The organism is Dyadobacter chenwenxiniae, from assembly GCF_022869785.1.
Taxonomy (GTDB): domain Bacteria; phylum Bacteroidota; class Bacteroidia; order Cytophagales; family Spirosomataceae; genus Dyadobacter; species Dyadobacter chenwenxiniae.
On the sequence record NZ_CP094997.1, the window covers coordinates 3,144,525 to 3,166,201 of the forward strand.

Here is a 21,677-nt window from a genome sequence, read left to right on the forward strand (position 1 = left end):
CGGATGAGAAAACCATTCTATGTTACGGCCATACTTTCGGGCATGGCTGCATTGCTGATTGCCTCGTTCGGTTACCGGCCTCAGCAGTTACAGGATTTCAATACGGAAAAGTTGGAGCTGGATTCAACGATCCTGGACGTTACGACCATTGCGGAAAATTTGAATGTGCCCTGGGAAATGACCTGGGGGCCCGACAATACGATCTGGTTTACGGACCATGACGGCAAGGTAAGCAAGATCGACCCTAAAACCGGCCAGATCACGGAACTCTTGCAGATCAAAGATTATTATAGAAAACGGCTTGGATTAATGAGTATGGTTTTACACCCTGATTGGAAAACAAATCCGCAGGTTTTTATTAACTACACCCATATCCGGCCCGACTCTGTTATCATTTCGAAACTGGTTAGATACACCTATAATGGTCAGGCGCTGATCGATCCGGTTTTGTTGAAGCAAATCCCGGGTTACCTGGGCCACAATGGTTCCCGATTAGTGATCTCGAGAGACCGCAAATTACTTTGGGCGACAGGCGATTTGAAGCAAAAAGAAACAATCCATAATCCAGCATTTGCCAATGGAAAAGTACTCCGGCTGAATCTGGACGGCACTATTCCCAATGATAACCCTCATCCCGGAAGCCCGGCTTGGGCCATGGGTTTCCGGGTTCCACAGGGATTGGCCTACACCAAAAAAGGAAACCTGTTTATCGCCGAACATGGCGATGCGACGGATGACGAGGTGAACCGCGTTGTGAAAGGCGGCAATTATGGCTGGCCTTACATTGCCGGGTTCAGTGATATGCCGCAGGAAAAGAACTATTCCGAAAACCACAAATCCATATTCCCGGCGAAAGCCTGGACTCCCACCATCGCACCTGCCGGAATGGAATATTATGACGGCAACATTCCCGAATGGAAAAATGCATTGTTGCTGAGTACATTGAAGGACCAAAGTCTGCGCGTTCTAAAATTGGATAAAAAACAAGAAAAGGTAATAGGAGAAGACATTCTATTCCGTCAGAAATTCGGCAGGTTACGCGATGTTTGCGTTTCTCCCTCAGGTGACGTCTACATTTCCACCAGCAACCGCGACTGGAATCCGCCTGCAAATTTTCCGGTCAAAACCGACGACCGGATTATTCGCATCAGCAAAAGTGGTATTATCCCAAAAGACAAGCGCACGGCGAAAACAAAGCAAAAAGCTGACAAACAATCGGCGGCAGCCTTGTTTGCCAGCTTCTGCGAATCCTGCCATAAAGCCGATGGTCAGGGCGTTCAAGGTTCGTTTCCATCCCTGGTAACCTCATCGAAGCTGGCCGGTGCAAACAATGTGCTTATCCCGTTTCTGCTCAAAGGTTCGCAGTCTGCATCAGGCGAAGGCATGCCCGGATTTGGCTTCCTGCCTGATGAGCAACTTTCTGAGATCGTTTCCTATGCGCGATTAAAGTTTTCCACCAATATAAATGCGATTTCAGCCAGCGAGATAAGTATGTTACGTGTTAAAAATTAGATAGTCACTTGGAGGCCAGAAGTCCCGCAGGAACTTTGAGCGCGCCGGTTTCAAAATCAATCAGACCATTACGCTCATTTTCAATGTTCGTTGCCTGGGTATAAACGTCTCCGGCAACGGACCGTTTTCCCAATTCCTTCTTGAAAAGGGTAATCTGGGTCGCACGATCGGCGTCATCGGCTGGCCCGCCGTAATTTTCAAAACCGAAGCCTCCCCACTCACTCACGACCAGCGGCACTTGTTTGCGGTAGAAAAAAGGATCGCCTACTACAAGAGGGAAAGCCGCAACAGTGTCCAGGTTTCCCTTGGTCAGCTCATCGAGCATCCATTGCCAGTGTGCAAGATCCGGTGTATATAAATGGGCGGTCAGCAAATCAGATTTAAGTCTTCCCTCCAACGAAATGTGCTGCCAGCCATCGTTGTCGACAACCAGAAACTGGGGAAATGCAAGCTGCATATAATGATACATGTCAATAATGTACTTGCGTGTATCCTGGTTGTAAGCAATGTCTTGTGCGCCCCAGTCTTCGTTGTACAAGCTCCATATTACTACGGACGGATGCGTCCCAATCAATGCGAGCATCCGCATAAGCTCTGCCTGATGATTTTCCCGGCTTTTGAGCGTGCTTTGGTGGGGGCTGGGGACTTCCACCCAAAGCAGCATCCCTATTTTATCGGCAAGCTTGTAAATGCGCGGGTCAACCCCGGCAATGTGTATCCGGACCAGATTACAGCCCAGCTCTTTCATAGCCAGCAAATGCCTCTTAATCTGATCATATGTGGCATTACCAGGCTGATAAAGAATGCCGTCCAGGTAAATCTGCTGATTATTCAGGTACAAATGACTGCCCCTTGCCTCAAACTTTCTGAGTCCAAACTTCGTCTCGATCTCGGAAATAGCGCCTTGCTCATTCACAAGCTGGGCCACCAACCGATATTGGTTCGGGTTTTCAGGTGACCATAGCAATGCATCCGCAACATCCAGCACGAGCCGCTGCGATTTTTGTCCGGCTTCCAGCATCAACGGAAATTCATCTTCGGCTACCGGGTTTTCTCCCTTCGCCGAATCTGGCAGGAAAACGGAAAGCTTTATTTTATATAACCCCGGGTCGTGAATACGGGTCGTGAGCGTAAACCGGACGAGGTTATCTTCAATGATACTCACCACCCCCACCCGCGAGCGCAACCGGTTCCGCTCCACATTTTCCAACCAAATACTGCGTACTGCGCCCGTAAAAGTCTGGTACCAAATGCCGCCCCGCTTGTAAACGTGCGATTCCTGCTTTCCGCGAGGAATATCAGCATCCATACTGCTTGCGACGCGAACGGTGAGGCGGTTGACTGGCCGGAGCATTTCCAATTCATAAGAAAACGACGTGTACTCTCCCACGTGGATTTGTTCACCCTCTATGGTTGCCAATGGGCTTCCATTCAGCCAAACCTGTGTTTCGTAACCGCAAGCCCCAAAAGTAAGCTGCGGGATCGTGGCGCTTTCTTCGTCCGAAGACGCATATTCGGGTCTCCTAAATTCTCTTTCATACCAAACTACGATCTTATCCTTCCAGGAAGAACCTTCTTGCTGAAACCCTGCCAGATGTTGTTCCACGCTTCCTGGCCAATGGGCGGTTTGCGTAAACGTATGCTGAACAAACCAATTTTCAGCGACGCCCCGGTCATTGGGGTCCACTGCAAATTTCCATTCGCCATCGAGCAGTAAATATTCATTGGGCCGGATTACAGCCCTGGGCAAGTCGTCCTGAAAACTCTCCTTTTCCAGCGGTGCCTCCCGGCTTTTGGAAGAACCGTAGTTGGTATGATTTCGCATGCTTTTTTTTAATTGTTAATATTCATCATCTTCATCGTCATTGTCCCGCCTGCAAACCATCACAATGGCTGCGGTTATGGCCAGGCCCACAAGTACTTTTCTAGCAAATCCCTTCGGATTATGCTTTAATTCAGACTTGCCACCCAGTTCCGAGAAGATATTAGGGAAATGTCCACGTTTAAAGTCATCCACCACCCCTTCTATCATATTGACCCGGTCTGCCAAAAGCAATGGTAACCAATGCCCGTAGCTGGACTCACTGAATTTAAATGCATATCTACGGATTTTTCCGCTTAATCCACTAGGCGGATTGGGCGTTCCAAAAACGGCTGTTATTGTGGGCCTTTCGTTAGAAGTCAGAATTTCAACCTGTGCAAGCTGCTGAGATGGCCTTTCCCATGTCATTCCTTTATTATCGTTCTCGTTGCGAAGTTTCATCGGATACGACGGGACGTCCAGCGGATTGGCATCAATGCCCCATCCGATGATGTCTTTACGCTCAAAATCTTTGTTTTCCATGATTTTAATGTTATTTGTTGGCTGATGACGGAATCAAAATGGTTTTGATGCAATTGTCCAGCTTTGCTGAAAAGATGTGATACGCATCCGACACTTCCTCCAAGGGCACCCGGTGGGTAATCATTTCCTTAGGATTCAGTCGCCCGGCACGCACATGTTCGATCAGTCTGGGAAGAAGCCTTTTGACCGAAGCCTGATTAGCCCGGATTGTAATCCCCTTGTTGACAACATTACCAATCGGAACCAGGTTATCAGTCGGCCCGTAAACACCTACAATGGACACAACACCTCCTTTTTTAACCGAATTGATGGCCCAATGCAAAGCAGTCGCTGAGCCAGCCTGTAACATAAGCTTGCGACCGGTGATAGTCTGCATGGCATTTCCCGCAGCTTCACAGCCGACTGCATCAATACACACGTCTGCTCCAATGTAATCTGTTGTTTTTTTGATAAATAAAACCACATCTTCCAATGAGCGAAAATTGTATGCCTCGCATTGTGCAAACCGTTTCGCAAATTCAAGTCGATATTCGATGTGGTCAATCACGATTACACGCCCTGCCCCGAATAACCAGGCGCTTTTAGCCGCCATGAGTCCAACAGGCCCGGCTCCAAAAACCACAACCGTATCACCTGGCTTTATGGCACCCATTTCAGCAGCCTGATATCCCGTGGGCACAACATCTGTTAGCAGCACAGCATCATCATGATCCATGTCATCAGGGATTACCATCGGGCCCACATCGGCGTAAGGCACTCTGACATACTCCGCCTGCCCCCCGTCAAATCCTCCCGCTGTGTGGGAATAGCCAAAAATCCCTCCCACCGCAGTGGCTTGTGGATTTGATTCGTGACAATTCCCGTAAAGGCCTTGCTGGCAAAATATGCACTTGCCACAAGCTATGTTGAACGGCACCAACACATTGTCTCCGACTTTCAGATTTTCAACGTCGGAGCCGATTTCTTCTACAACACCAATAAATTCATGGCCGAAGGTCGTACCCACGCGCGTGTCGGGTACCAGTCCATGATATAAATGCAAGTCAGATCCGCAAATGCAGGAACGTGTCACTCTTACAATCGCATCCCCGGGATGCTGTATTTCGGGCATTGGTTTTTGGTCTGCCCGGACCCGATAAGGGCCGCGATAATTCATTGCGAGCATAAGTTTGTTGTTAAGTGGTTACCTGTTGAAATTGATTAGGCACCACGCTTCCCAAGAATTGTTCCAAAAGCCGCGATCCCAGTATCTTCACCGGGTTTTCCCTCCATTTATATTACCAGGCACCTGATATGCACTATCTGGGGAAGTGCTTCCCTAAAACGCGAAAACACTTTTGTAACAACCCGCTTAACTTCTTACCGGGCCTGCCAAAGCACAACGCCATGCGAACCAAGCGTCTAGACGCTTTTTGACAGGCGTCACCCGCGCCTACTAATAAAGTCAGGTATATTGGAGAAGAAGAAGAGAATTTATTGTTGATTATGACATGAAAGCACCGCTTCCGGTCACCAACGATGACCGGAAGCGGTGCAAGAGAACTTAACCGAACACTATGCTTTTTTAGGAAAAGCAGAACAAGCGTTCATAGTTAACCGGCAAGCTTGCTTTTGAGCGCTTCTACTTCCTCTTCCAATTTGCGGATGTAATCATCCTGTGTTACGAGCATTGTCTGTATTTCCTGCTCCGTATATCTCGGGGTAATGTGCTGGGGACAATTCCAGTCATAAGCTTTGATATGAAAAATCAGCATTCTCTCTGGCCGGAATTTGTAGTCTTCGGGTTTGAGCAGATCATAAAGATCGGGATTATCCTTAATCTCTATGATTTCTGCCTCCGCATAAATTTTCAATCGGGACTGCATGGGATAAGAAACCAGGATCAGTGAGACCTTCGGGTTTTTGGCTATGTTCCCCACCGATATATACTGCCGGTTGCCACTGAAATCAACGATTCCGATTGTGTTGCTGTCGATGACTTTGATAAACCCTTTCGGCCCGCCACGATGCTGGATGTACGGGAAGTCGTTCTCCCCGTACGACGCGATATAGAAACTATCCATCTGACCAACGAAATTGGCTTCAACGGCCGTCAAACCTTCCCTGAAACTCCTCCTTTCTACCACTTCATAAGTGCTACGGCTCCCCATTCTTTGCTGGATCGCTTTAATGCCGTCGGTAAATGCAAGTTCGGAGTAGTTCATGACAGTGATGTTTGGTTAGGCTTAATCTATGTTACAGTGACTGGATCTGTCTGATCATCTGATTGGTAAAACCCCATTCATTGTCGTACCAGGCCATTACTTTAACGAGGTCGCCATCCACAACGCGTGTCATTTCCAGGTCCACGATTGCGGCGAAAGGGCTCTTGGCAATGTCGCTCGAAACGAGCGGCTCATCCGTAAAAGCAACAACTTTCTCATATCGCTCCGTTGCAGCTTCTTCGGTCAGTATCTGATTGATCTCTTCAACTGTTGTGGGACGTTCAGCGATGAATGTAATGTCGGAAATGGAACCTACCGGAACCGGTACCCGAACAGCGATGCCGTCGAACTTGCCTGCATATTGCGGCAAGGCCTTGGTGGTGGCAATAGCGGCTCCCGTGGCAGCCGGAGCGAGGTTAATGCCCGCCGCACGGCCCATACGCGGCTCTCTTTTAGATGGCGCATCCACCAGGGTTTGCGAAGCAGTGTAAGCGTGGGTTGTGTTCAGAATTGCTTTTTTAATGCCTAGCCTGCGGCCAAGAATCTCAATTACAGGGCTGATACTATTGGTTGTACAGCTCGCACAAGAGAAAATAGAGACTTTTCCCTCGTCTGTATTAACGCCGTGCACAACCGTAGGCGTGTCTTTGGTTGGACCGGAAATGACCACAAACTTCGCCCCGGAGGCAATGTGTTTTTCTGCGTCAGCATTGTTGGTAAAAAATCCTGTGCTTTCAATTACCACATCTACGCCCAGCGATCTCCACGGCAAGTTTTCGATTTCCCTAATGCTGTGGTATTTAACCGGTTTTCCACCGATTACGATAGAGTCGCCTTCCACTTTTACCTCTTTCTCGTATTTTCCGTAATTACTGTCGTATTTGAGGAGATAGGCAGCGTTTTCAATGCTCATCAGATCATTGACACCCACCAGTTCAAGGTCGTTATTTTCAAAGATGACTTTCAATGCGGCACGCCCGATGCGGCCAAAGCCATTAATCGCTATTTTTTTCATGATGCTGTTTTTGAGTGAAGAAATCTTATTGATTTCATGCTTCAAATTTGCATCATTAATGAATGCTTTTGTTAGGCAAAATTTCCCGTGCAGTTAGCAATTTTTCCCTATTGCAGCATGGGTTGTCCCAATTTCTCCCTGTAATGACCCGGCGACACACCTTCCTTGCTTTTAAAGAACCGGCTGAATGTCTGGACATCTTCATAGCCCAGCTCGTAAGCAATCTCCTTGATCGACAGATTGCTGTAATTAATCTGCCGTCTGGCGTGGATCATGATCCGGTCGTGGATAATGTTCAATGGCGTGCGCGACGAAACCAGCGAAAAGAGATTTGAGAGCGTTTTGGGTGATTTGTTGAGTTGAGATGCATAAAAAGCCACATCGTGGTGCATAGCAAAATGCTTGTCTACCAAATAGTTGAATTCCCGAACAATTTCACCCTGGCTTTTATCCAGTTGACTCAGGTTATTAGATTGCCTTAATATTCTTACCGAAAGAATCAGCATCCGCTTCAAGAGTGCTTGCAGCATATCTTGTTGCAAAATATCCATCTTCTGCATTTCAGACCGGAAAATCTCCCATGATAATTCAAAATCCCGCACACTGGACGCATCAACCGTGATAACAGGAACGCCCGTCGCACCAAAGAACAGGAGCCCCTTGCTTCCTACTTCATTGTCGTGGTTTACAACACAATAAAACGGTTGATTGAACCTGACCATTCTTGCAGATTCAATATCAATGCTGTCGATCCTGTGAAATTCAGTAAGGAAAATAATCTGGTTCTTGCTGAGCCGAAACGGGACTTTATCAATGGTAAGATCCATGCGATCTGCGACGTTCCAGATGAAAGTCATGTCCGTTTCGCGCACATTGAGAACTAAATGGCTATTGCCGGAGTCGAGCTCGTAAAGACTGAGGGTTTCATTCGAATTTTCAAAAACCATTTTCATTTTTTCTTTAAAAATACCCCGAAGGTCGAAAAATCAAGATAAAGAAACGCTACTTATCGCGCTTTTGCCCACTTCCGGTCCCACAAGCGCGGCGCGAAAGAGACCATCAAATAACTCCAGACCGGAATCTTCCCTGAGTCCGGAACCTTGTCCAGAAGTTCTATGCGTTTATCGGTAAGGGCGAAGGAAAACCCGTAAATGATCTCAATCGCCTTGGCGGGTTTATAGTTCAACGACAAATCGCTTTCAAAACCCAGATATGTGCCTTCAATATCCTTTCCTTCGGTCAGCAAAGGATATTGTGAATAAAATAAATGGGCGTCGCCCCGAAGCGACAACTTTTTCCCCGCCTGATACAGGATAAAGAGGTAAGGGTTCACCAGTCCTTTGTCATCAACATCCGCAGGAAACCTCGTGAAAAGATTCATATTCCCCATAAACTTCCATGCAACGCCATAAAGCGGTACAAATGACGCAAATGTCTTACCGGAAGTTGTGCGCTTACTTCCACTCAGGATCTCTGCCCCGAGCCTGAATAATGTTCTGCCCGTGCTGACGCTGATTTCAGGCTGAATGTAATAAGCCCGGATGCTTTTAGATGCAGCATTTTGTCCGTATTGATAGTACGCATTCACCGTGGCGTAAAACCAGTTACGGGTGTATTCCAGCCGACCTCCATTGGTAACACGCTCATAATAAGCCCGATCGACGGTAGTTCGACGGAATACATCCATGGCATTGATGGTGGTCAGGGTCAACTGATTGGCGAACTTATGTTTGAAGTGGTGAACAAGGAGATATTTGTAAGTGTGTGCGGCGACCGGAGAAAAGGTAGGATCGAAATGAGCGGCGTATGGTCGGGTGAATGCAAACGTAAAATCTGTTTCGAATCGCTTTTTGTAAAGAAACCTTATCCCTTCGTGTGCGCGGCTCTGCTGGCCCCAGGGTGCTGCCGAAAATATCCGTCCGTTATCCAGTGACAACGCCTGCCTTCCTACTTTGACTGAAAGGTTTTTGGAAAGATTGGGTTCGGCATACAGTTCAAAAAAGTTAACATTACCAACCCGGGAAAATGCTCCGGATTTGCCCCAAACATGGATTTCTTGTGGCGAGGCATGCAAACGCAGCCAATTGTGCCGGTAAGTAATGCTAAGGCGGTTTCGTTGCGTGGCGAATAGTTCCGGCATAACGGAATCGGCAGCGGTCCACATAAAATGATCACGATATTCGGCTCGAGGCCGCGCTTCAAAATCGACCACCAGCTCATGTCGCAGTGAATCGGAGGACTGCGCAGAGATTTTAACTGCACAAAATGCGGTCATGAAGACTATTAAACCGAGATTTTGCACGTATTGATTCGTTGACCGCGACACCAGCAATTGTTTTGTACAAAGCTAATGGATCTCACCAAATCGGGCATAAAAAAAACCGCCCTAAAAGGACGGTTTCAAGCATTATGCTCATTTTTATGCTTTCGCAGCATCACGAAGAAGCTTAATATTATCATGCGCGGAATAAATTTCCTGTGCCTGACTTCTCACCACTTCTACTGCATCGTATGGCAAATCGTTGCTGCTCAATGCATCTTGATAAGCTTTTTTGATTGCATCTTCACCGCGTTCAGCTTCCGAAAGAATGCTCGCACGGTCGCTTCCGCCGAAGAGTGATTTTACATCGATCCATACCCGGTGCAATGTTCCAGTTACACTGTTACCAGTTTCTACTTCATCTACTGATCCCACGATTGCAGCCAGTTCTTGTCCGTTTTTACGGCTTTGTTCTGCATATCCTTGAAAAATCGCTTTCAAATCAATATTCTCGTCGTTGATATCGGCGATTGCTTTTTCAAATCCTGCTACGCGGTCATTATTAATTTCGATCAAATCGTTAATTACACTTGTTGCACTTGATGTAGTGGCCATGATAGTTTTTATTTGTTGAAAAAACTAACCTGTACGAATACCGTGCCAGCGTGAAAAATCGACCGTTAAGCGCTGCATTTCTCTATCCCTGTACGAACATATCCGCAAAAATGGCGCAGGATTTCACACTGTTGGCGAATCCCGTTGTTGCTCGGCTGTTGATATTTCGGCCCGGATCCATGCATTGAGGCTTGCGATCAGGTCACTTCTTAGCCTGTCTAACCGCTTTTATTGGAAAGTCTCCGTATTGAGATCCGATCATTCCTGTAAGCGTGTCGCCTTTCTGCATGAGGCTGTATTTGAATACACCACTTTGATTTTCGGTCGAAAAAGTGACTTTTCCCTGATCAACAGTCAATTCTTTCATCTCATTTTTTTCGGCGGCCTCGACATACCCGACCGTTTTATTATCCTTTTGTTCAAAAACCAATAATCCCGATTCATATTCAGGCGGAACGTCACTGATCAGATATTTCCAGGTGCCCACCAGGTCATCCGCCACGATTGCTTTCCGCGCAGCGATCGAGAACACGCCAATTGCGATAACCAGTAATAGAATGTAGCGTTTTGTTTTCATGTCATTCGGATGTTTAAGTTTAATGAATAAGGTAAGTAGCGGGAAATTAAAAATAAATATTGGGTTTGTGATATTATTTAATGCGTCCGACTTAAATCAGCCGCTCAGAAGCCTACCCTTTCCTGATCGATTTCCACATGGCAAGCTCTTCTGCGAACCGGTTATTGATGACTTCACATTTTGTATCGATTCGCATGGTAGGCCTGGTCGCCAGATTGTAAGCAGGCCATTCAGGCACATCACTGGCAGATGGCTTCCCTGTTCGCGCAAAAGTTGTCCAGAGTTCTGCAAAATGGTGGGAAGCTGCGAAACGCTCCGGCTTCTTCCCTCCAAAGAAGCTTTCACTGGGTTGTAACGGGTTTTTTGGGGGAACTTCGTTGTTAAATTTGAATGTAATGTCCATGGCATGCGGCGTGCCCATAGGGTATTCCGTATCCAGGATCTTTTTTTCCGACTTGTATCCGAAATTGTATAGATAAACAGGTGCTCCAAGTTGTTTTACCTTTTTTTCCGCAATCTCGATCGAACCCAGCCCCATCATAGCAATGGATGAGATAGCCACGAAAACGTCAATTGCGGAGGCACCGGGCATTGTTTTTCGATATGTTTCAATCATTCTGGCCGTGTTGGCGCCATGGAGAGGTTCCAGCTTGTTCTTTAAGCCATCGAAATCCATTTTTACTAAATCCGTTTCCTTTCGTTGCCATATGAAAAAGTTGTACTCATCCTCATTCCAACCGACAAGAAGTGGTTTGTCTTTGGATATTTCGGGTGAGGCTGGGTCAAACGGGTGATTAGGCAACACTTTACCATCCACTACAGGCCCAAATCCACCGGCTCCGGGCTGGGCTGTTTTGTTATTTTCCTTATCAATAAAGGGTGGCACGAAGGGCAGTTTGGCTTGAATGGCGAGCAAGTCGGATGCGGGCACATCGAGTAATTTTTTCCAATCTCTGGGTGCAATGTTCAGTTCTCTCAAAAGCATTGCGGTCGTTTGAGACGCTGTTTCCCGGGTCGTCATACGTACACCCGGGCCACTTTCGATGGATGCTTTATTGAAATAAGGTGCTGCCGATGGCATTGCATATAAACAGGAAGTTTTTGCTCCCCCACCCGACTCTCCAAAAATCATTACATTCTCGGGATCTCCACCAAACTGGGCAATGTTGTCATGCACCCATTTCAAACCGTCAACAATGTCTAGCATGCCCATATTCCCTGATCCGGCATAGTCAGCGCCAGCAATTTCATCCAGGTAAAGAAAGCCGAGCAAACCGAGCCTGTGATTGGTCTGCACCACGACCACATCAAAATTCCGCGCAAGATTGGAACCATCCTGACTCTGCGACGCGCCCGACCCGATCACAAATCCGCCGCCATGACTATAAAACATGACCGGCCGCTTTTTGTTGTCATTGGCTGGTGTCCACACATTCAGAAACAAACAATCCTCAGCAGGTGCCGGCTCATTATGGCGTGGGGGCTGCATAGCGGGAGCACCAAATACGGAGCTACGTACACCCGTCCAGGGTTCCACGGGCGCAGGGCGTCGAAATCTCCTATCCCCTGAAACTTTCCCTCCATAAGGAATGCCTCTGAAAATGTTAACGCCTTCATAACGAACACCGCGCAATTTACCCGGTGCGATTTCGATCTCCACAAATCCATCCCGTATGGCATACGAAGAAAATCCAAAACCACTCGCAGCAAGTGCAGCAGCAGCGAAAGAGGCTTGTGACAAAAAGTGCCTTCTGTTGATAAAAGTCATGAGAGTAGGACGGGAGAAAAGGTTTTGTGTATGGTAGGTTGCCATTGATAGCAGCGAGAATACAAGATAATACTGTAAAAATCTAATTACAACGTTCTGCTTCTTAAGAATCATCCTGCGGACATCCCAGTAATGAAGCATAAAATCTGGGCAAACCGTAAAATAAGATTGTCACACATAAGCTAATCAGATCTTTGCTTCCATATAAAGAGTTGACTATCATTATGATAACGTTTCTCAACTAATAACCAAACCGGAATGACTTATGAAAGCACCTTCGATCTTTACCAAAGCATTTTCTGTTAGCAGTATCTGCCTGTTAGGCATCGCGCTGGCTTGTACAGACCACGAAACGCCGGAAATTCCAAATTTGCCGGAATCTGAATGCATGCTGGCAACCAACGCCGCGATAACCCGCGCCTATCCCTGCGAATTCAAAATTGAAAAACTAACTTTTTACGACAAGAACGGAGCCGTGATTGGCGATGTAACCCCGACTTCGAGTGAAATTATCCTGACAAGATCGGCTGCCAAGGAGGATTCCAATCCGTTGGCAGTGGCGGTAGATCAGATCGGGTTGCTGACTTACGATGTGAAAGCGACGATCAGGCGGATTGCAACGCCATCATTTCCAGTTGTTGCTGGTTATCAGCTCCGTTATACCCAGCACGTCTCAGGCGTTCTTGCCCTGACAACACCAGGCGAAAGTTTTCAGGTTGGGAGCTCCGTTCCACTCGCCATTCCGGTTGGCGGCACTGCCGAACATTCTTTTGAGCTATCTTACCTTTACCAGATCGTCAACACCGGATCTGGCTTAAAGCCCACAGCTTTTCGTGGATTAACAGCCTTTTTAATTTACAATGATGCAACTGCCGCAGAGCTGGACGGACATCCGAGCGCCATCGGCAATGTTGCAGAAGCTTATGTAAAAATCGTTACAAAATCGGGGGTGTAACCCCATTAAGTGAGCTGCTAAGCTGTTTACGAGAGCCATTATCTTTGCTGAGTTGGCTTTCGTAAACATCTCGGCAAGCCCTTGCGGGTAGCCCATGATAATTCACTTACTCCGCCAATTGCCTGATTGGCAAAACAATGGTGATACACGTTCCTTTTCCCAGTTCGGACTGTGCCTTAATGGTGCCGTAGTGATTCGAAATGATCTGTCTGCACAAAGCCAGGCCAAGCCCCGCCCCGCCCGATCGCGCATCAATTTTATTGAAAAGCCCGAAGACATACGAATTGTACTGCCCGTCGAAACCTGAACCATTGTCTCTTATTTCGATTTGAACGTGGTCGGTATACCTGTATTTGTCCAGCTGGTGCTGATAAACATTTTCCTGAATTACCACAGCGGCCACCTTAATGCTGAGTGGCCTTTCATCGTGTGTATTTTGCAGTGCATTTTTTATTAATTCAACAAACACCCTCCTGATCTGAGATTGTCTCCCTTCAAATGGAGGCAAATCCGTGATTTGAATGTCTATATTAACTTCGGGTAAATCTTTCGTAACCTCTTCTTTTGCCTGGTGGATCAGCGACGAATCCAGAAAGTTGATTTTTTCATCGGAGGCATTTATCTGCACAAAATCAAGCAGTGATTTGGTCATGTGGCGCAAACGCTGGATCGATTTGCGAATAATGTTGATCTTTCGCTGATCGTCAGGTGTGGCAGGAGGCTGATCATTCCCAAACAATGCATCAAAGAAAAGACTGATCTTACGCACAGGTTCCTGCATATCGTGCATGAACACTTTACTCATCTGCAAGTATTCATTGTTTCGCTCGCGCAGAATGGATATCTTTCTGTCAAGCTGGTACTGGTTCACTTCCAGCTGTGCTTTAAGCTTGTTTAATACTTCATTTTCTTCAATCGCTTTTTGCTGTGCTTTTCTGGCTGCCAGAAGTTGTTCCTCATATTTCTGCCGTTCCCAAACCGGCGCAAAAACACATATATAAACAGTTTCTTCATTCTCCACACTCATTTTCGCATTCACCATTACCGGAATATGCGCCCCGTTCGCGGTTTTGAGCGACATGAAGATTTCGCTGACTTCACCTTTCAGGTTCAGCAAGGGGAAAAAATGGGTCTGATAAAAAATGCGGCTGGCGATGGTAAGAATAGCCTCAATGCTTTTTCCCCGGATAGCAGGTTCAGACGAGCCAAGGAGCTGACATAATGCTGGGTTTGCATACGTTAGCGAACCCGAAACGTCAAGAATAGCGCAGCCACAAGGCAATTCCTGTAAAATAAATTTCGCCTGCTCCAAGGGATGATTTGTCAAAAAAGGAATTCCTGTATTACTTCAATGGTCTCGTCCGGGGCGCTCAGGTGAGGGCAGTGGCCGGTGGCCTGCATCAGATGATACACGCTTCCGGGCATCTGGCTATGGATAAATTCTCCCACCTCAACCGGTGCAATCAGGTCGTTCGAGCATTGCATGATGAGCGTGCGGTGTTTTGCGTTGGCCAGATCCGTTCTGTTATCAGACAAAAACGTGGCTTGCGCAAACTGCCGCGCAATAACGGGATCTGTCGAACAAAAGCTCTCCGTCAGCTCCTCCGCCAGTTCGGGCCGGTCATCATTTTGCATAATAGCGGGGCCGAGAAAATTAGCCCATCCGATATAATTCTTTTCCATCGTATCCAGAAGCTCCTCGATGTCCTGTTTTGAAAAGCCTCCAAGATAACCCGGTTCATCAATATACTTTGCGGAAGGCCCGACCATGACCAGGCTGCTAAACCGCTCAGGGTCCTTTATCGACGCAAGCAATCCAATGATACAGCTAACCGAATGTCCGACAAAAACACAATCTTTGAGATCCAGCGCATTGCAGATATCCAGCACATCCTGTGCATAACCGTTCAGACTGTCGTAGCGTTCAGGATTATAAGCAGTGTTGTCCGATCCGCCACTTCCGACATAATCAAAGAGCACAATTTTGTAGTCTTTTTCAAATGCGGGCCAAATATGACGCCACATGTGCTGTCCGCATCCGAACCCGTGTGCGAAGATCATAGGCTGAACACCCTGGCCCCGAACCGTAACATTATTGCGCTTATATATATCCATAAAATGACAAAAACCCTGTAATCCCTCAAAGGTAACGTTATAGAGGGAATAAAGTGAATTGTTATTTCTGAGCACATTTTACCAATATGCCGGTGGATAAACAGGCGGAACCAACCTTCTATTCGCTTCGCAGACTTTTGACAGGATCCATTAATGCAGCCTTAATGCTTTGAAAGGAGATCGTGAGCAACGCAATGGCCAGGGCCAGCAAACCTGCAAATCCGAAAACCCACCAAGGCATTTCCATGCGGTAAGCAAAATCCTGTAACCATTTATCCATGGTATACCAGGCAATGGGAACGGCAATGATGATCCCAATGAATACCAGCTTCACAAAATCCTTAGCCAATAGCTGGACAATCCCGGCCAGGCTTGATCCCAGAACTTTGCGGACGCCAATTTCTTTTTTTCGGATTTGTGCCGTGTAAGTGGCTAACCCGAACAAGCCAAGGCAAGAAATCAGAATGGCAATAGAAGCAAAAATATTAAACAGCAGGCCTGTTTGTTCTTCCGACCTGTAAAGACTGTTGAATGCTTCATCCAGAAACGCATACTGAAATGGAGAATCTGCATTGAATTTTTTCCAAACGTCTTCTGCGGCAGCAATCGCCTTTTTGGCATCATTACCTGTCGTTTTGATGTAAATGCGGCTCATATCATTCGGATTATAAACCAAAACCGCTGGCTTGATTTTCTCTTTCATGGATGCGAAATGGAAGTCCTTCACGACCCCTATAATCGTCCCTTCGGTGTCCCACAGCTTGAAACGCTTACCAATCGGATTGGTGATCCGGGCGGTTTTCACGGCAGTTTCATTCAATATATAATGTTTGGAATCCGATGGCGCGTCTGTAAAGTTAGCGCCTTCTTTGAGTTGCATTTTGAAAAACGGAATAAAGGATTTGTCCGTGCTCATAAACTGGATCATCATCGTTTCGCCCGGCTCTTTTCCGTCCCAATTGCTGGTTCCTGTCTGGCCGCCGATCAGTACCACATTGAAATTGGATCTGCTGACGTCTGTGATTCCAGGCTGGTTCAATAACTCGGACTTCATCACATCATAGTGCTTGGGCAAATCCCGCATGTAGAACGACAAAACATGGGTTTTGTCATAACCCAAACCTTTTGACCGGATATATTTCAGCTGATTACTGATGATTAACGTGCCGGCGATGAGGATTACCGAAACGGTAAACTGAATCACAACCAGCGTTTTCCGGAACATTGCCTCATTCAATCCCGCGGAAACTTTTCCTTTCAGCGATTTAAGTGGTTCGAAAGAGGACAAGAGTAAAGCGGGGTAAATGCTGGAAGCAATCAGTGTTCCGGCAATCGTTGCGCCCAGCACTTGCCAGATATGTGGCTCTGTGAAGTCCAGCACCAATTTTTTGCCTGATATTTGGTTAAAAAATGGCATCAGTACATACATGAACACAACCGCCAGCAATGTCGCGATCGAAAACAGCAAAACAGTTTCAACCAAAAACTGAACAAAAAGCTGCATGCGGGCCGCACCGACGATCTTGCGCATGCTTACTTCTTTCGAGCGCAATAGCGAGCGGGCCGTGGAAAGATTGACGTAATTAATGCACGCAATGATCAGGATCAGCAGCGCAATGACAGAGAACATCCGGACCGTTTCAATGCCCTGTTCAACGCCGTCCGACTTGTATAAATGTACGTCGGGCAATGCTTGTAAAAGGTAAGTGAGGTCCGTATCGTCGGGTTTGTTGCGCAAATGAATGTTGCGGAGTGTGGTCGCAATTTCGGTGACCGGCCGGCCTGGCTGTAAAAGAAAATAGGTGGTGTAATCAAATTCAGTGAAGTCATTATCCATGGTTTTCCCGTCCTTACGCCCCTCATACACATCTTTAAACCGGAGGGCAATAGGGAAAATCATATCGCCTTTCACACTTGAATTCTCAGGAAAATCGGCGACAACGCCGCTTACGGTAAACGTTGCCTTTTCGGCCATGATCGCCTTTCCTATCGCATCTGTGCTGCCAAAATATCGCCTGGCGGTAGTTTCGGTAAGAACAACGGAATGATTATCAAGAAATGGCTTGTTTCTGTTGCCATGAATAAGCTTGTAATCAAACATTGTAAACAGCGTCGGATCAGCGAAGAAAGTATTTTCCTCATTGAAAACTTTATCCTTATATCTGAACAATGTGTAAGCGCCATTATAGGTCATCCTGACGGCATCCTTCACCTCGGGAACTTCCCGTTTGGCAAATCCCGCGATCGGCGCGACGGTGTTTGTCCAGATCTGCTGGCTGGCGCCTGTGCCTACCCTATTTTCAAGCTTATAAATGCTGCCAGACTTCGTGTTGAAGCGATCAAAACTCAATTCATCCCGAACCCAAAGCAGTATAAGAATGCCAACCGCCAGACCAATGGATAGGCCGAGGCAATTAAGCAGAGAATAAAAGCTGTTATTCAGCAGGTTACGCCATGCGATCTTGAAATAATTTGCGATCATATCGAAGTTTGGAAAGTGTTGCAAACGCTCCGGAAGCGAACCGTCTGGCGAACCTTGGTTAAGTCCTGTGTATCTTGAAAAAATAGCTTGCCAGCGAGCAAATGAGTTTTCAACTGCATGAAAATGAATATTTTAAAAATACATTCAATGCAAAGGTTGTCCGATATCGAACAACCTCTGTGCGGTAGTGCGAACGTTTGGAAAATCCATTCTTGTAACCCATTGTGCATTAATTTTATATTAATAAATTGCCCGGAATTAGTTTTACACTTTGTCGCTATGAGGAGATTACTTTACGTTTTTGCGATTCTATTTTTCATATCCTGCGATAAGGACAAAAATCCGGATCCTTCGGGTGAAAATGCGCTGGACAAGCAGCAAGCTCCTTTCGGAAAGAGTGAAGTAGAGATTGAGCTTAAAAAAGTGCTGTTTAATGGCATTCTGGAAGCCGAATATAGTTACGAGGGGAAAATGCTTGCAGAAGAGCGCCGTTTTTCTTCATCATCCGTGTCCGTTCCCTCGCAGCGCGTGGTTTTCAAAAGGGCTGAGGGCAAGATTCAGACGGTCGAAATTATGACCAGATCCCAGGGCGATTCGCTTGAACCGTCTTATTTGGTCACTTATGAGCAGCCGATCAATGATTCCCTGCGCTATGTTACCCGGAAAGATCTTCGAAATACAAGCGTTTCCACGAGAATTTACGCATTTGATAATAAGGGGTATATAACGCGTCAGGAAGTGTGGGCCGACCTCAAAGCGACGGAAAGCACAAATGTGTATTATGTTCGTAATGAACAAAACAATGTTGCCAAAAGCTGGATAAAAAAACCCTCGGAAGCGAAAGGCAATGATGTGGAATATATGTATGACAACCATCCTAACCCTTTCTTTAAAATGGGCCTGGACAGCTATGGCGAGATTACAATCCGGTCACTGAGCCCTAATAATCCGGTGCGCGAGATTTATTACGCTGGGTCGAAAGTAACTTCCAACATTTACTACACATACGATTACTTGCCCAACGGTTACCCGTCCAAAGTTACGGTGCGCGTTGAAAGCGTCAATTTCCCTCCATATTCGTATAACATTGAATTCGGATATTAGTCGCTGGGAGCGAGCTTCGCGGTAATTTTCTGAAAGTAGGAAGCAGCCTCTGTGCTGCTTTTTTTATTGGATTTAAGTGTAGATTCGTTGATAAAAAGCTGCGTTTGCTTGAAAATGCCTGCCTCATCCCGCCAGTCCGAAGCATTAACGAGCAATGGCTTCAATGGCCTGAAAAAATATTCAAACAACACCCAGTTGACATAGAGATCCTGATTATACCTGAGGTAATAAACCGGTTCAAATTTTTCGAGCTTTTCCAAAACGATCTGCATCGGCGTTTTGCCGGCCTTTGTACTTTTCCTGAGCTGCGGCATCACCGGATGCAAGACCTTCGCATCAATAAGTAAATGGATATAATCGTTCAAATTATACAGAACTGTTTCATCTTGAACGATGTAACGGATTATTTTCATAGTGAGCGTAAGGGTGGATTGGTATAGTTCAGAGATCAAAAATATCAGAAGCAATCCATTTCAACCAGCTCAAAAGCTAATTTAGAGCGGTTAAAAACACCGCATAAAAAAGAGGATGGGTTGAACCCATCCTCTCTCAAAATCTTTACAGAAGGTAAGATCCGTTATTTTACCAACGGAATGGCCCAGAAAATGCTGGCCTGAATTACGCTATTCTTAAAATCGGGATCAATGTCCTGTCCCGAGAAGTTTCCCACCTTGGAAAGTCCTGCAATGTAACGAACGCCAACACCCAGTCCGATCGGTGAATGATAACCGATACCACCAGCTGCTGCGAGATCCAGGTTTTTAGCAAAATTGTCGATCGTTTGGTTGGGGATGTCTGTCGAAGTCCTGAATCCGGCTTGTGGGCCAAATTCAACATAAAATCCACCGTTGGTCTTAAATTTGAACATAACCGGCACCGTAACATAACTGATCTTGAAGTCAGATTTGCTTCCGTCATTGTTCACTTTCGCGCCTTGTGTTGAAAATAACACCTCCGGCTGCAACGAAAACACTTTTCCAAACCCGTAGTTGATGATTCCACCCAGGTGATATCCAACCAATGCATCCGATTCAATGTCACCGCCAGTATAATTACTGATGTTCAGACCTGCTTTCGGTCCGATGCTGAATTTTTGTGCGAATGCTGACTGAACTGAAATGAGCAGGACGGCAGCCAATAATAATTTTTTCATAATAGAGATAACGTTTAATGAATACAAATCCGTTTGCTGATTTGCCTTTGCAGTCCCGGCACCAACCGGGCCTCAGTAATGGTAGTTCAAATCTCATGCCATGACAATCATTAGTACGTATATCCTTTATGTGCCCCCGAATTTCCCCACTTCCCTTGATGATAGTGCGTAACGCGATGATGTTATGAATAGTCGTTCCAAAACGAACAAAGCTGTCCGCTTTTCACGAAGGCCAGGGTTCAACGAGTATGTCGTTCAGCTTCCATTCTTACCGGAAGTTATCAGGCATGAAGGCCGCGCTGCCGGATCTGATGAAGAGCCTGGGAAGCGTGTAACCGCTGGTTTTGATCAGTAAAAATTCAGAATCCGGCAAACAAAAAGCCCCGCAAATCAGATTTGCGAGGCTTTTATCATTCCCGAAAAAATTATTTAATAGCGACGGGTACTTCAGTGTTTTCCCAGCGCAAAACGAAACCGGCAGGCGTGACTTCGTAAGCCATTGTTTCCGCCATTGAAGCACTTTTGGCTGGCTTAGCTTTCACTGTCAACACATCTTTAGAAGCGTCTTTGGAAGTTTCGCCACCGCGCTTGATGCCCCATTGTCCTGTTTCAGAGTTGAAAATGAACGACCATTCACTCGCACCCGGCAGTGCGTAAAGGCTGTATTTACCGGCAGGAAGTTTTTGGCCCTCTACCATAATGTCCTTATCTGTCTCAAAAATTGTGGCTTCGTTAGCGCCTGCACGCCAAACTTTGTCATAAGGAACAAGTTCACCAAAAATTTTGCGTCCCTTCGCCGAGGGTGCCGAATAACTGATCGTAATGTTTGCCGCCCCTGCCTTTCCGGTTGCAGTTTTAGCCGGACTTGGCTTCGGTTTGTCTTGTGCCTGGCTCACAACAGCCGTTAGCATACACGCGAACATCATGACAAAACTGCCCAGGATCATTTTCTTTTTCATGTCAATACATTTTTAGTTTTCCAAAAATCATAAAAATTTTCACTAAATATCGACAATTTGTCCAACAAATGACAGAGATCTTTTCCTGCTAAACGGTCCGGATATTTATCATCCAGTCGATCCCGAACTTGTCCTGGAACGCGCCGAAAATATCGCCCCACATCTGCCGCTCCATAGGAACCACAATTGTGCCTCCTTCACTGAGCATGTCATATTTTTGCCGCAATGTAACCTCGTCAAATCCACTGAGCGACAGATTGATCTTCCCGGCACCCAGTGGCATTCCCTCAGGCGCGTCGCCGCCCATAAATTCAACCGAGCCACCCATTAATGTGCCGTGCATGATCTGGTCGCGTATGCCAGCGGGGCAGCTTCCGTCCATATCTCCGTAAGTCATGAAATTCAGCTCTCCGCCAAAAATGCTCTGATAGAATTCGAATGCCACCCGGCAGTTGCCGTCGAACATTAAATAAGGATGCAAATCAATTGTAGCCATGGTTGTCAAGTTTGTGGCGCTAAGCCGGTTAAAGTGTTTTTATTGAACAAAAGTACCGCACAGAAACTGCTCGCAGGATGTGAAAACACGACAAAGTGAGGGGGAAATCGGGACAACC

At 46.5% G+C, this 21,677-nt stretch carries 21 protein-coding genes; 4 read left to right on the forward strand and 17 right to left on the reverse strand.

The genetic code is table 11. The annotated features are described in order from the left end of the window. Positions 1–3 precede the first annotated feature (3 nt). On the forward strand, positions 4–1,512 hold the full coding sequence (locus tag MUK70_RS13415) for a PQQ-dependent sugar dehydrogenase (RefSeq protein WP_234652878.1): 1,509 nt from the start codon (positions 4–6) through the stop codon (positions 1,510–1,512). A 4-nt stretch (positions 1,513–1,516) separates the two neighbouring features. Here the strand turns inward: MUK70_RS13415 and MUK70_RS13420 are convergent, their stop codons facing one another. The 10 genes from MUK70_RS13420 to MUK70_RS13465 form a co-directional block, all read right to left on the reverse strand. After that, positions 1,517–3,337 (reverse strand): glycoside hydrolase family 2 protein, encoded by a 1,821-nt coding sequence (locus MUK70_RS13420; protein ID WP_234652880.1) that lies wholly within the window; start codon positions 3,335–3,337, stop codon positions 1,517–1,519. 15 nt (positions 3,338–3,352) lie between these two features. Beyond that, positions 3,353–3,856, reverse strand: coding sequence for a hypothetical protein (locus tag MUK70_RS13425; RefSeq protein ID WP_234652882.1), 504 nt, complete (start codon positions 3,854–3,856; stop codon positions 3,353–3,355). Between the two features lie 10 nt (positions 3,857–3,866). Next, entirely contained in the window at positions 3,867–5,021 is a 1,155-nt protein-coding gene (locus tag MUK70_RS13430) for a zinc-dependent alcohol dehydrogenase (protein WP_234608295.1), read from the reverse strand. Between the two features lie 427 nt (positions 5,022–5,448). Beyond that, positions 5,449–6,060: a pyridoxamine 5'-phosphate oxidase family protein gene (locus tag MUK70_RS13435; RefSeq protein ID WP_234608294.1), complete on the reverse strand. Its 612-nt coding sequence runs from the start codon at positions 6,058–6,060 to the stop codon at positions 5,449–5,451. A 31-nt stretch (positions 6,061–6,091) separates the two neighbouring features. After that, the gene (locus MUK70_RS13440; RefSeq protein WP_234652884.1) at positions 6,092–7,075 is read right to left on the reverse strand and encodes a type I glyceraldehyde-3-phosphate dehydrogenase; all 984 of its coding nucleotides are present in this window, start codon (positions 7,073–7,075) and stop codon (positions 6,092–6,094) included. 107 nt (positions 7,076–7,182) lie between these two features. Further along, positions 7,183–8,028 carry a helix-turn-helix domain-containing protein gene (locus MUK70_RS13445; RefSeq protein WP_234652885.1) on the reverse strand — a complete coding sequence of 282 codons (846 nt, stop codon included), beginning with the start codon at positions 8,026–8,028 and terminating at the stop codon, positions 7,183–7,185. A gap of 53 nt (positions 8,029–8,081) precedes the next feature. Further along, a complete protein-coding gene (locus MUK70_RS13450; protein WP_234652887.1) occupies positions 8,082–9,350 on the reverse strand; it encodes a hypothetical protein in 1,269 nt (422 codons plus the stop codon). A 144-nt stretch (positions 9,351–9,494) separates the two neighbouring features. Then, entirely contained in the window at positions 9,495–9,950 is a 456-nt protein-coding gene (locus MUK70_RS13455) for a ferritin-like domain-containing protein (RefSeq protein WP_234652889.1), read from the reverse strand. A gap of 202 nt (positions 9,951–10,152) precedes the next feature. Continuing rightward, positions 10,153–10,527: a hypothetical protein gene (locus MUK70_RS13460; RefSeq protein WP_234608289.1), complete on the reverse strand. Its 375-nt coding sequence runs from the start codon at positions 10,525–10,527 to the stop codon at positions 10,153–10,155. A 112-nt stretch (positions 10,528–10,639) separates the two neighbouring features. Continuing rightward, positions 10,640–12,268, reverse strand: a complete 1,629-nt coding sequence (locus tag MUK70_RS13465) for a carboxylesterase/lipase family protein (protein WP_234652891.1) — start codon at positions 12,266–12,268, stop codon at positions 10,640–10,642. A 292-nt stretch (positions 12,269–12,560) separates the two neighbouring features. Here MUK70_RS13465 and MUK70_RS13470 point away from each other — a divergent pair, with 292 nt between their 5' ends. Next, entirely contained in the window at positions 12,561–13,250 is a 690-nt protein-coding gene (locus tag MUK70_RS13470) for a hypothetical protein (RefSeq protein WP_234652892.1), read from the forward strand. 106 nt (positions 13,251–13,356) lie between these two features. Here the strand turns inward: MUK70_RS13470 and MUK70_RS13475 are convergent, their stop codons facing one another. The 3 genes from MUK70_RS13475 to MUK70_RS13485 form a co-directional block, all read right to left on the reverse strand. After that, positions 13,357–14,577, reverse strand: coding sequence for a PAS domain-containing sensor histidine kinase (locus MUK70_RS13475; protein ID WP_234652894.1), 1,221 nt, complete (start codon positions 14,575–14,577; stop codon positions 13,357–13,359). Then, positions 14,574–15,365 (reverse strand): alpha/beta fold hydrolase, encoded by a 792-nt coding sequence (locus tag MUK70_RS13480; protein ID WP_234652896.1) that lies wholly within the window; start codon positions 15,363–15,365, stop codon positions 14,574–14,576. The genes MUK70_RS13475 and MUK70_RS13480 overlap by 4 nt, the downstream gene beginning before the upstream one ends. A gap of 118 nt (positions 15,366–15,483) precedes the next feature. Next, the gene (locus tag MUK70_RS13485) at positions 15,484–17,847 is read right to left on the reverse strand and encodes an ABC transporter permease (protein ID WP_234652898.1); all 2,364 of its coding nucleotides are present in this window, start codon (positions 17,845–17,847) and stop codon (positions 15,484–15,486) included. 279 nt (positions 17,848–18,126) lie between these two features. Here MUK70_RS13485 and MUK70_RS13490 point away from each other — a divergent pair, with 279 nt between their 5' ends. After that, positions 18,127–18,951: a hypothetical protein gene (locus tag MUK70_RS13490; protein WP_234652900.1), complete on the forward strand. Its 825-nt coding sequence runs from the start codon at positions 18,127–18,129 to the stop codon at positions 18,949–18,951. Here MUK70_RS13490 and MUK70_RS13495 read toward each other — a convergent pair. Together MUK70_RS13495 and MUK70_RS13500 are read right to left on the reverse strand one after the other, a co-directional pair. Further along, entirely contained in the window at positions 18,948–19,364 is a 417-nt protein-coding gene (locus tag MUK70_RS13495) for a hypothetical protein (protein WP_234608282.1), read from the reverse strand. The genes MUK70_RS13490 and MUK70_RS13495 overlap by 4 nt on opposite strands. Positions 19,365–19,528: 164 nt before the next feature. Next, positions 19,529–20,104, reverse strand: a complete 576-nt coding sequence (locus MUK70_RS13500; protein WP_234608281.1) for a porin family protein — start codon at positions 20,102–20,104, stop codon at positions 19,529–19,531. Between the two features lie 184 nt (positions 20,105–20,288). Here MUK70_RS13500 and MUK70_RS13505 point away from each other — a divergent pair, with 184 nt between their 5' ends. After that, positions 20,289–20,459, forward strand: coding sequence for a hypothetical protein (locus MUK70_RS13505; protein ID WP_234652902.1), 171 nt, complete (start codon positions 20,289–20,291; stop codon positions 20,457–20,459). A 70-nt stretch (positions 20,460–20,529) separates the two neighbouring features. Here the strand turns inward: MUK70_RS13505 and MUK70_RS13510 are convergent, their stop codons facing one another. Both MUK70_RS13510 and MUK70_RS13515 read right to left on the reverse strand, forming a co-directional pair. Beyond that, complete coding sequence (locus MUK70_RS13510; protein ID WP_234652903.1) at positions 20,530–21,063, reverse strand: DUF2911 domain-containing protein; 534 nt, start codon at positions 21,061–21,063, stop codon at positions 20,530–20,532. 88 nt (positions 21,064–21,151) lie between these two features. Further along, positions 21,152–21,559, reverse strand: coding sequence for a VOC family protein (locus MUK70_RS13515; RefSeq protein ID WP_234652905.1), 408 nt, complete (start codon positions 21,557–21,559; stop codon positions 21,152–21,154). Positions 21,560–21,677 lie beyond the last annotated feature (118 nt).